This window comes from Cellulosilyticum sp., from assembly GCF_982396655.1.
In genome coordinates this window covers 1-11,983 of record NZ_CEVXFV010000083.1, presented here as the reverse complement: position 1 = coordinate 11,983, position 11,983 = coordinate 1, and the positions used below count along the sequence as shown (strand labels likewise).

Genomic DNA, 11,983 nt, shown 5'->3' with positions numbered 1-11,983 from the left:
CTAAATTACTTAGTACTAAAGTTGTACTGATTCTCGTCTTTTTAAAAGACTTTAACGAATCGACTGGTTTATATGATTACTATTTTGTTTTCAAAGTTCATTTTTGTTGTTCGTGAAGCTCATTGCCTCAGCGACATGTATTATATTATCATGTCACTTGATAACTGTCAATCACTTTTTTTAACTTTTTTTCATTTTTTATTTCATTACTTCTACACCCTATTATATGTCATATTTTCACCTTCTCCCCCGCCTTAATTCTTGCATTAATTTTTATACAAAACAGAGTAAAAACTGCTACTAAAACCTTCGTTTTCATTAGCAGTTTTTACTCTGTTTTTACTTTCTTAATTAACAAACTCTCTCACAAAATATTCATGAAAACGTTTATCCTTTGTAAGCTCTGGATGGAACGCTGTTGCCAACATATTATCTTCTCGGCACGCTACTATCTTACCGTCTACTCTTAGTAGTATCTCTACATTTTCATTTGCTTCACTTACATAAGGTGCTCTAATAAATACTAGTGGTATCGGTTCTTGACTTACTTCTTCTATAACTGCTTTTGTTTCAAAGCTACCTAGCTGTCTGCCATATGCATTTCTTCTAACAGTAATATCCATGACACCTAAATGCTTTGTTGTATCATTTTCAATCTGTTTTGCTAAAAGAATCATTCCTGCACAAGTCCCCCATATCGGTAGCCCCTCATTAATCTTTTCCTTTAAAGGTTCTAACATATTAAATATAGTAAGTAGTTTTCCTAGCGTTGTACTTTCCCCTCCTGGGATAATAAGTCCTTCTATATTATTTAGGTCTTCTAAATATTTTACGCTAATTGGTTCTACCCCTTTTATTTGACTTAATATTTGAAGATGTTCTTCTACGCCTCCTTGTAGTGCTAAGACGCCTACCTTTTTCATTTTACCACCCTCTTGTAGCATAAAGTTGTTTCTCATCAAGCTGACGAATATCTAATGAATCCATTGCTTCTCCTAAACCTTCTGATACTTCTGCCAATACTTTTGGATCATTATAATATGTTGTTGCTTTTACGATGGCACGTGCTCTTTGTTCTGGATCTGATGATTTGAATATCCCTGACCCTACAAATACTCCATCAGCACCAAGTTGCATCATGAGCGCTGCATCTGCTGGGGTTGCAATTCCTCCTGCTGCAAAATTAACAACTGGTAACTTTCCATTTTCTTTTACATAAAGGATAAGATCATATGGTGCACCTAGTTCTTTAGCAATAGTCATAAGCTCTTCTGGTGTTGCGCCTACTACTCTGGCAATATCTCTATTCATTGTACGCATATGTCTTACAGCTTCTACTACATTTCCTGTTCCAGCTTCTCCTTTTGTTCGAATCATAGATGCACCTTCTCCAATACGTCTAAGTGCTTCTCCTAAATTACGTGCTCCACATACATAAGGCACTTTAAAGTCATGTTTATTGATATGATAATCTTCATCTGCAGGTGTTAAAACTTCACTCTCATCAATATAATCAATTTCTAAAGCTTCAAGAATTTGTGCTTCTACAAAATGACCAATACGCACCTTTGCCATAACAGGAATACTTACTGCTGCTTGAATTTCTTTAATCATTTTAGGATCGGACATCCTTGCCACTCCACCATGTTTGCGAATATCAGATGGTACACGTTCTAATGCCATAACAGCTACTGCGCCTGCTTTTTCTGCAATAATAGCTTCTTCTGGATTAACAACATCCATAATGACGCCACCTTTTAACATTTGTGCTAAGTTCTTATTTAATTCTAATCTATCACTCATTTTATATTCTCCCTCTATTTTATAATATACTTTCCATTGTATCGATACACTTAATCTATTTTTCCTAGAAATTAATGATATCTTAGCATGTTTTCTAAGTTAAGAAAATATTTTTAGATTAATTTATATTTTCTTTAAACTTTGTATCCATACATTTGAATTGTATCATTACACTACTTATTATTACGGTACAATTTTTTTCATATCACAAAGCCAAGAATACCATCTCCCTTAAGCTTAAAATCACCAAAAGAGGGGATTGCAAAATAGTACCAAGTGTCTATTTCTATTCCGAGCACATAAGTGAAAAAAAGTTAATAAGTTACTTTCAAAATACAAAAGAGCTGTTGTGAAACTAGTCAAATAGTTTCACAACAACTCTTTTTCTCTAACAATATCTAATTAATTTTTTTCGTTCTCCCATACATATCTAGAAGTTAGCTCATACGCTAAAATATGCATCTATCTATTTTTACTTTAAAATAACTGTTGCAATGCTAGTACCACTAAGTTATTTTCATATAACCATTTGAATAATATACTCGTTTGTATATATGTTTCGAAATCTTGATATGCAGGAATAGCTATAATGCATGGTATAATCAGTGTCACAATCCAAAATGTAAGTAGTCCTTTTATAAGCCCTATGCAAAAACCGCCCAAATGATTAAAGCTAGAAATAACCGGTAATTTAGCCACCATATTGCCTACCATACGTAAACTACCTACTAAAACACATTTTAAAATAAACCATGTGATAAGTACTGCTAACATGGAAATAACTATATTCGTAATTGATATACTAACATAATCTACTACATTTTGAGCACCTAATACTTTGTAAACTTCTGTATTATTGTTTCTTACTAATGCCTCACCCACAAATTCTGGTAACCATGTAATATTTTCTATAATAGCGTGTCCTTGTGCTTGAACACCCGTACCAAAATTAATCGCACTTATTCTATTATTTATCCATTCATTAATATGTAGATAAAGTGGCGTCATCTTTAAAATGACATTTATGACAGGATAAATGATAAATGATAAAATCAATGCCCCTAATGAGCTGAAAAACGTCAGTGCTGTATCTATTAAACCTCTCTTGCTTCCAACAAATGCAAATATCAATAATACAACTAAAATAAAAAGATCTAACATTTTATCCCACCTTTCTTTTTGGTGTTAATAACATTACTTTTTCTTTTGTAACGGCAATCCCTTTTCTACTCTCTGATAAATAAAACACTTTATTTACATCAACGCTGCTTTTGTATGAAAATATTTGAGTACCTATTTTGTTATAGCCAGCAAATTGGTTTCCTGCACCTACTATAACGCCTCTGCTATCTGCATAAATATAATCTGCTGCTACTTGTAAATCTGTTTCAAATGTTTTTGCACCTTTTGCATCCCAAAAAGTAAGTTTATCCTTACGATGAATGATACTAGCCGCGGCATTATCAGTTGCAACTATTGGCAAGAATCCATCCCCATAACTGCTTCTTTTGTATAAGTATGGTCTAAAAACAGAATTTATGTTTGTAATGCTCTTTATTTCATTTCCACCTAAATCATACCAGGTTATTTTTTTATCACCAACGCCTACCCAAACATTATCTTTGATAAACTCTATTTCATAAATCAAGTTATCCTTCTCCATAAAACCATACTTGACACCTTCTCCTTCTTCATCGCTACTTTGCTGCATTGCTATAGCTCTAATCGAAGAAGTTAAAACGGGTTCATCTGTTTTTAAGTAACTTACAATTAATAACTTATTATCTGGGGACAATTCTACATTAGTTGGATATCCTTCCATCTTAGTATAGCTCACCATGCCACCTAAGTATCGACCATTCACATCATAGGCTGCTACCATATTGCCGCCTTCTAAGTCTTGAATTACACTCACTCCACCTTGTTCATTGACTGAAAAGTAAGTAATCTTATTATCACAGACAATATCCGTTACTTTTCCCTTCGTATTAAATAAAGAAATTTGTCTCCCATCTTTAGTCCCTACTGCTATGTATGGCTCTCTCTGTTTTACAATATAGTTATTGGCACTCAATGTATCTGACCAAATTTCATACCCCTCTAAGTCATATGCTGTAATACCATCTCGATTAATTCTAATAATCTGCTTACTATTTAAACCAATATAATCATTATCTTTTATATCTAGCGTTATGATATCTTTACTTTCACTTAAGTTCACCGTACCACTTGCTAATGAAAATCCCCCTAATCTACTTGCACCTATATACCCCACTATACCTATTATGATAAGGACTAATACCAAAGTAGTCGGTTTAATTGGCCCTCGCTTTATTTTCTTAGCCATCTTACTGCCTCCTCTAATTACTACTTATGACTTTATCATACACTACTCTATTGTTAATTCAAAGTAAAAGTCAATAAGGTGCAGAAAAATGTGCCTAAATTATTCCAGCATAAAAGGACTACCTTCCTTAGTATAGTAGTCCTTCTATATTAGATTAGCCTTCTAGGTTATAAGCTATTTTTCTTAACGTACTAAGGAATGATATACTCTTTCATACTTTTTAGCTGCATCATCCCAAGAAAAACCTGCATTCATGCCATTGTGCTGCATTTGTTTGAAGTCTTCCTGCCCTTTGACATTATAGTAATTATAAGCCTCTTCAATTTTTTTATACATCCAATAGCCAGAACAATCTTCAAACTCAAAACCTGTCCCTTCTTTTGTCTGACTGTTATAGTGAATTACAGTATCCTTTAATCCACCCGTCTTTCTAACTACAGGAATTGTTCCATAACGCATAGCTATAAGTTGTCCTAAGCCACAAGGCTCAAATAGGGACGGCATTAAAAATATATCACTGCATGCATATATCTTTTGTGCTAATGGTTCATTAAAGGTTAAGAATGCACACACACGCTTTTTATACTTATTTGCAAAGTACTTAAACATATCTTCATATTCTTTTTCGCCTGTTCCTAATATGACAAACTGCACATCTAACTCCATAATCTTGTCCATTACCCAAGTATCATAGACTTGCTGCTTCATTAAATCAAACCCTTTTTGATCTGTAATTCGTGAAACAACACCTATCAGCATACAATCTCTTTCTTCTAGGCCATATTCTCTTTGGAAAGCTAATTTATTTTCCTTCTTTTTATCTAATGTTTTTTCATTATAATTGACATAAATATGAGGGTCTGTCTCCGGATTATATAAATCATAATCTATGCCATTTAATATCCCCTCAATTTTATAATATAACTTCTCACCTAATAAGCGATCGAGTCCACATCCATATTCATAAGTCTTGATTTCTTCGGCATATGTCGGACTAACTGTAGTAATTTTATCAGAATAAATAAGTCCTGCTTTCATATAACTTACTGCACCATGATACTCAATGCGTTCTGGACTCATATAATCATTTGAAAGTTCCAAAACATCCAAGGCTTCTTTGCCAAATAAACCTTGATACTTTAAATTATGAATGGTGTATATTGTCTTAATTCTAGAAAAGAAGGTGTCTCTACTGTACATATCCTTGAGTAATAAACATAATGGTCCTGTTTGCCAGTCATTGCATTGTATAATGTCGGGCATAAAATCAATATGACGTAACATTTCAAGTACACCCTTACAGAAAAAGGCAAAACGTTCATAGTCATCTTGATATCCGTACAATTCATCTCTTGAAAAATATGTATCATTCTTTAAGAAGTAAGTAGGTACGATAGAGTCATCAAAATACAAGCTAACGCCTTGTACACGCCACCCTAAATAAACATCATAACTTGTTAAAAAATGTTTATCATGTTCAAAAAACTTTCCTTTTATACGTTGATAGTATGGCATCGCTACTCTAGCATCTATTCCTCGCTCACGTAACTTCTTAGGTAATGCACCTACAACATCTGCTAAACCACCAGTTTTAGCATATGGTACAACCTCACTTGATACAAACAAACACTTTAGTGGTCGATTGTTCACAATGATACCTCCTAATTTGAACTCTTTCCTCCTCTTATAATACACTTTTTGCAGACAATTTGTACAGTAAATTGTTTAATTTTAAATACTTTTCTTTATTTTTTGGGCATTTTCAACTCTTGTCCAACATAAATATTGTTAGTGCTATCTAAACCATTAATTTTAGCAATTTCTAATGATTTTTTAGCATCACCATATTTATCATAACTTATATTGGCTAATGTATCCCCTTGTTTCACCACATAAATATCATATTCCGTATCACTTGCTGCTTTTGTATCTGTTTGTGCAGTACTTACTTCATCAGCTTCTTTGACTGGCTGTACTTCCTCTTTTTTATCTTCAGTTTCTGTATCTCCTACTACTTCTTCTTGAGAGATTGTTGGTACTTCTTCTTTATCTTCTTGTTCGCTTTGTCCATTCGCATCAACTACATTTGAATTAGTCTCTTTTTCATCTGCCTGTGTTGCATCTTCACTTGAATCATCTGTATTAGAAACATCAGCCTCACCTACTTCTTCTCCTAAAGCATCATTAGGTTGTACAAGGATACCATTAATATCAGAGCTAGTGGCGTTATCATCAATAGCATTTGACATAACAGTTGCTGCCTTGTTATCTTGTATATTTTTTGTAGCATTCATACGTACGATTACACCAGTTAATGCCACTAAAATAACTGCTGCTGCCATAATTGTAAAACTCATATTTTTCTTCTGTAAATATTCTTCTTTTCTTATCTTACCAATCTCCCTAAATTGATTAACTACCGTATCCTTTATTTCTTCTGTCTCCTTCTTAGCAAAAGGATGTTCTACCATATATTTTTGCATAGGTTCATTAGGTTCATAATACATACAGTATCCACTTTGTTCTTTTAGTTCATCATCTTCATAGACATAAACTGTTTCAACCTTATTAAGTGCATCTACTAACATAAACACACTGCCTGCTCCTTCAAAAACACTTCTATGTTCTCTAAGTTCTTTCATTGTAAGCATCGTACCATAACCTGGCTGCATATGAAGCCATCCAATGATATCTTGATCTGGGAAGTACTGCTTTCTAATTTCTTCTATCTCATTGACAACATCTAGATTAATCCACTCACTGCCATCTGTAAGTTTTGCAGCATCTACTGGAATCATCCCCGTAATCATTGCTTCTTTACTATCTAGATAAACTTCACCAATAAGTATCGCTGCATTTTCTTTTGATAAATCTGCATAAGCATATTGATAAATATATGTATAAACATAATCTTCCATATAAATATGGTACTCACAGTCCATATCTCCAACCATTTTTACATTGTCTAGCTTTTTCTTCTCACGTCTACTTTTATTAGGAATCTCTCTCATGCCGCTAGCTTCAATCTCTTCCACGCCTTCAGTAACCTCTTCATATTCTGTAGCTACTGTTTCTTGCTCTAATGACTCAGATTGATCTAAAAAGTTAACTGCATCATTTTCTTCATGCATGACTTCTTCTTGTACTTCATCTATTTTAGGTTGTTCTTCTACATGGCTATCCTTGTTAAAATACATGTCCTGATCATTTTTATTATCCTTATTACCTTGATTCTTTTTTGGTCTATAAGATATTTTTCCCATAAGTATTCCCCTTCCATTTTTATCCATTATATCCATTTCCTAAAGGATACTATAAGGTGCTTAAATATTTTAATCTTTAGTGTCGATAAATTCAGTTTTTTTATTTCCTTTTTTAAAACTTTTTTTACTTTTTTTACCAACTTGTAACGTAATATACGTTTTATTTCTATAAGTACACAAATATTTTATATTTTTTAGTGGATAAATTTGATAGGAGTATATACCTTTTAACGATACAAAAATTATTACTAGTAAAATTTAATTTTTAAAAGTATTGATTTTATTGGCTTCAAGAAAGTTTGTAAGAAATTCTAATAAAAGTGGTAAATAAATCCTAGAAAAAGTGGCAAACTATAACAATAGATTGTGAAAGTGGTGATAACGAATGAATTCTGAGTGGAGTAACAAGACCTCCCCCCTATACATCAACATTAATGAAGCAAATCATTTTAGCATATTTTGCAACGAGCTTCATAGTTACCTTGCCACTTATTTGCCCTACCATAATGATGAGTTGGTAATTGTATGTATAGGAACAGATCGGGCAACAGGAGATAGCCTTGGTCCTTTAGTAGGATACAAGCTTAAAGATTTACATGAAGAGAAGGTCACATTATACGGAACCTTAGATGAACCCGTACACGCTAAAAACCTAGAAGAGACCCTAGAATCTATTTTAAAGAAGCATCAAAATGCGCTTATATTAGCTATTGATGCTTGTTTAGGTGCTGCTAATAATGTAGGTTGCCTAACTATTGGAGAAGGTGCCATTACACCAGGCGCAGGCGTTAAAAAAGAATTACCTCCAGTAGGACATCTTCATATTACAGGCATTGTAAATTTTAGTAGCCTTATGAATATGGTTGTGCTTCAAAACACCAGACTTTCTTTAGTTATGCGCATGGCAGATACTATTTCTTCTGGTATGAAGTATTGTCTCTGGAGGTATTATAATCTTTTATAAGTTAAGCGTTAAATCGCCTTCTTTAATCCAATTTTGTGAGCGAAGTATCATCGCAAAGCCCCAGGTTAATACACCTGGTAAAACAAAACAAATCAACAAAATCTGTACTAGTAAAATGCTACCATTGGCTCCTTGCTCAATCATCGTTTGCCACATCAACAGAGGTCCTACGAGACCTGAGGTTCCCATACCTGAGCCAGCTGGTACATTTTCCAAATGAAATACTACCGTAGCAAGTGGTCCTGTAATGGCACTTGCTAATATCGGTGGTAACCATATCTTAGGATTTTTAATAATATTAGGCATTTGAAGCATCGATGTTCCTACACCTTGTGCGATAAGACCATTAACTTTATTTTCTCTATAACTCATCACTGCAAAACCTACCATCTGCGCACAGCATCCAGCTGTAGCTGCACCTGCTGCAATACCTGATAATCCCAATATTACCCCAATAGCCGCTGAGCTAATTGGCAGTGTTAAAAAGATTCCCATGGCTACCGAAATAACTATTCCCATGAAAAATGGCTGAAGTTCTGTGGCACTCGCAATGAAATTCCCTAACATTGTTGTGAAACTAGCAAGAGTAGGTCCTACTGCAAGGGCTATGAAGCTACCAGCTAAAATTGTTGTTGCTGGTGTTAATAAAATATCTAACTTCGTCTTACCTGATACCAGTCTGCCAACCTCAACCCCGATGACAGCTGCAACAAATGCACCTACTGGATCTCCCGGTCCGCTTAATAATATTCCCCCCTCTGTAATTAAAGTACCTGCCAATACCTTGGTTGCATAAGCACCAATAATACCATTTAGCACACTTGAATATAACACAAGTTTACTTGCACCTAGATTATGAGCTACGCCTACAGCAATGCCTACACCTGTAAGTACTGTTGCAATCTGTCCAAGTTGTATTAAAAATTGGCCCAACCATAGATTTGGCATAAAAGAACCAATTTGCTTGATAATCGTTCCAATAAGCAAAGTTGCAAAAAGCCCTAGTGCCATGCCACTTAATCCATCTATTAAATAGCGATTTACAAACTTCTTACCATAAATACGCCATTTACTGGTATTATCCATATCATTTCCTCCCTTAAGCTTCATATAATTTTGTATACATAATAGCATGTGTCATGACAGTAGTCAAACATTTAACTTTACACTTTATAAACCTTTCCATGCTAAAGAAAAAGCCAACACTGTGAAACATCGCAATGTTGGCTTTTTCTTTCATTTATATAAATATTTCTTTTCTTCTATGAAGGATTTACTATAAAACCATGTTGTTTTAATTCTTCTTCTATAATATCTAAATCTTCTTCTGTTGTTGCTTCTATAGTATGCATATGCATACCTTCTGTTAAATTTAAAAGAGGCATTGCATGATCTGCATGAAGTTTTTCTACAAATTGTTTCACATCTCTTCGTGTACGTAGCATTAAGTCACCTACAAGTTGCCCATAAATAGGGTGAGTGATAATAACATTTCTTACACGTCCCCCATTATCAATAATAATATTTAATTCTTCTTCACTTTGCATCTTATCATGTTTAACTAAAATAACACGTTGGCACATTGTTGCTACTTCTTTATTTAAAATATACCCTCTAGCTGTAGCTAATATATCATAGCCACTCGCACGCAGCAGAGCAACATCCTGCACTATAACTTGCCTGCTTACCTCGAATTTATTTGCTAAAAAGGTGGCACTTGTTGGCTTTATATTTTCACTGAGTACTTTTAATATCTCTACTCTTCTTTGTTCACCGTCCATTTTTATTTCCTTCCTTATTATCATTTCAATCTATAGGAACCTTTAAGTATTATCAGTTTCTTCTCTTTTTATTATAGCACAAGCCCTATTAAAATAAAGTGACTAACACTAAGTATCTACTATACTCCCAAAGATTGGACGAAAATGCGTTCGAAGGAAAACTATATTCCCCAACTTATCCATTCCCTCTAAAAAAATAAAGGCGGTAGCACTTTCGTGCCACCACCTTTATAAAAAACTGAACTATATAATATCTTATTTTTGAAGTCTAGCTAAAAGTGTTTCTCTTAACGCTTCAAAACCTTTTTTGCCTAATAAAGCAAACATGTTCTTTTTGTACTCTTCTACACCTGGTTGATCAAATGGATTAACACCTAATAAGTAACCACTTACACCACATGCTTTTTCGAAGAAGTAAATCATACGACCCATGTTATAAGCATCAATAGATGGCATATTAACAACTACATTTGGTACACCGCCATCAACGTGTGCTAAAATTGTTCCTTCGAAAGCTTTTTTGTTAACGAAGTCCATTGTTTTACCTGCTAAGTAGTTAAGTCCATCTAAATCAGATGCTTCCTCTTGAAGAGTTACATCTTTTCTAGGGTTTTCTACATTGATAACTGTTTCAAATAACATTCTTTGACCATCTTGAATGTATTGACCTAATGAGTGAAGATCTGTTGAGAAGTTAACTGATGATGGGTAAAGACCTTTACCATCTTTACCTTCACTTTCACCATATAATTGTTTCCACCATTCACCAAAATATTGAAGACATGGTTCATAGTTTACGATAATTTCTGTAGTTTTGCCTTTTCTTAAAAGAGCATTTCTAACTGCTGCATATTTGTAGCATTCATTCTCTTCTACATTAGGGTTTAAATATTCTTCTCTTGCATCTGCAGCACCTTTCATTAAATCATCAATGCTGATACCTGCTACTGCAATTGGAAGTAAACCTACTGGTGTAAGTACTGAGAAACGTCCACCTACATCATCTGGAATAACAAATGTTTCATATCCTTCTTCTTGCGCTAAAGTAAGAAGTGCACCTCTTGCTTTATCTGTTGTCGCAAAGATACGTTCTTTAGCAGCTTCTTTACCATATTTGTTTTCCATAAATTCTTTGAATACACGGAAAGCGATAGCTGGTTCTGTAGTTGTTCCTGATTTAGAAATAACGTTTACGCTAACTTCTTTTCCTTCACATACATCTAAAAGGTCTTTAAGGTATGTGCCTGAAATATTGTTTCCTACATAGTAAACTTCTGGAGTTTTTCTTTGTTCTTTGCTAAGTGAATTGTAGAATGTATGACTTAATGCATCAATACAAGCTCTTGCACCAAGGTAAGAACCACCAATCCCGATAACAATAAGTACATCAGAGTTGTCTTGAATTTTCTTAGCTGCTTGTTTGATACGCTCAAATTCGCCTTTATCATAATCTACAGGTAAGTCAATCCATCCTAAAAAGTCATTTCCTGCTCCAGTTTTTTCATGTAACATGCTATGAGCAAGTTCTACTTGTGACTTAAAATATGCTACTTCGTGGGGTTGTACTCCAGTTTTAGAGTAATCAACAGTAATTTTATTCATTACTTAAATCCTCCTAATATCGACAGGTTAATATACTTTTTTAACATATTCTATTATAATCTAACTTTCAGTTTTTTTAAATACTAAATTATTCTTTTCAGTATAAACATCATATAAATCAGTATAAACATCATATAAAAAGAAAAGAAGCTATAACTATAGCTTCTACAGGCTGTAGACAATTAACTTTTCCATAGTATTTTACTAGTCTAGAAATAGAAAA

At 33.8% G+C, this 11,983-nt stretch carries 10 protein-coding genes; 1 reads left to right on the top strand and 9 read right to left on the bottom strand.

Annotation, left to right across the window (positions count from 1 at the left end; translation table 11 throughout):
* Nucleotides 1–347 precede the first annotated feature (347 nt).
* The 6 genes from pdxT to AC1VAQ_RS20005 all read right to left on the bottom strand — a co-directional run bounded on the left by pdxT (nt 348) and on the right by AC1VAQ_RS20005 (nt 7,413).
* Nucleotides 348–923, bottom strand: a complete 576-nt coding sequence (gene pdxT / locus AC1VAQ_RS20030; RefSeq protein WP_302599893.1) for a pyridoxal 5'-phosphate synthase glutaminase subunit PdxT — start codon at nt 921–923, stop codon at nt 348–350.
* A gap of 1 nt (nt 924) precedes the next feature.
* Nucleotides 925–1,803, bottom strand: coding sequence for a pyridoxal 5'-phosphate synthase lyase subunit PdxS (gene pdxS / locus AC1VAQ_RS20025; RefSeq protein WP_302599894.1), 879 nt, complete (start codon nt 1,801–1,803; stop codon nt 925–927).
* 477 nt (nt 1,804–2,280) lie between these two features.
* On the bottom strand, nt 2,281–2,964 hold the full coding sequence (locus AC1VAQ_RS20020) for a CvpA family protein (RefSeq protein ID WP_302599895.1): 684 nt from the start codon (nt 2,962–2,964) through the stop codon (nt 2,281–2,283).
* Between the two features lies 1 nt (nt 2,965).
* The gene (locus AC1VAQ_RS20015) at nt 2,966–4,150 is read right to left on the bottom strand and encodes a DUF5711 family protein (RefSeq protein ID WP_302599897.1); all 1,185 of its coding nucleotides are present in this window, start codon (nt 4,148–4,150) and stop codon (nt 2,966–2,968) included.
* Nucleotides 4,151–4,333: 183 nt separating this feature from the next.
* Entirely contained in the window at nt 4,334–5,800 is a 1,467-nt protein-coding gene (locus tag AC1VAQ_RS20010) for a glycogen synthase (RefSeq protein ID WP_302599899.1), read from the bottom strand.
* A 95-nt stretch (nt 5,801–5,895) separates the two neighbouring features.
* Nucleotides 5,896–7,413, bottom strand: coding sequence for a LysM peptidoglycan-binding domain-containing protein (locus AC1VAQ_RS20005; protein WP_479904447.1), 1,518 nt, complete (start codon nt 7,411–7,413; stop codon nt 5,896–5,898).
* Between the two features lie 385 nt (nt 7,414–7,798).
* Between AC1VAQ_RS20005 and yyaC the strand changes: the two genes are divergently transcribed.
* Complete coding sequence (yyaC, locus tag AC1VAQ_RS20000; RefSeq protein ID WP_302599901.1) at nt 7,799–8,377, top strand: spore protease YyaC; 579 nt, start codon at nt 7,799–7,801, stop codon at nt 8,375–8,377.
* Here the strand turns inward: yyaC and AC1VAQ_RS19995 are convergent.
* The 3 genes from AC1VAQ_RS19995 to AC1VAQ_RS19985 all read right to left on the bottom strand — a co-directional run bounded on the left by AC1VAQ_RS19995 (nt 8,372) and on the right by AC1VAQ_RS19985 (nt 11,760).
* Nucleotides 8,372–9,463 carry a PTS sugar transporter subunit IIC gene (locus AC1VAQ_RS19995; RefSeq protein ID WP_303244282.1) on the bottom strand — a complete coding sequence of 364 codons (1,092 nt, stop codon included), beginning with the start codon at nt 9,461–9,463 and terminating at the stop codon, nt 8,372–8,374. The two genes, yyaC and AC1VAQ_RS19995, sit on opposite strands and share 6 nt — an antisense overlap.
* 176 nt (nt 9,464–9,639) lie before the next feature.
* Nucleotides 9,640–10,158 carry a transcription repressor NadR gene (locus AC1VAQ_RS19990; protein WP_302599905.1) on the bottom strand — a complete coding sequence of 173 codons (519 nt, stop codon included), beginning with the start codon at nt 10,156–10,158 and terminating at the stop codon, nt 9,640–9,642.
* Between the two features lie 255 nt (nt 10,159–10,413).
* Nucleotides 10,414–11,760 (bottom strand): glucose-6-phosphate isomerase, encoded by a 1,347-nt coding sequence (locus AC1VAQ_RS19985; protein WP_302599906.1) that lies wholly within the window; start codon nt 11,758–11,760, stop codon nt 10,414–10,416.
* Between the last annotated feature and the right edge of the window lie 223 nt (nt 11,761–11,983).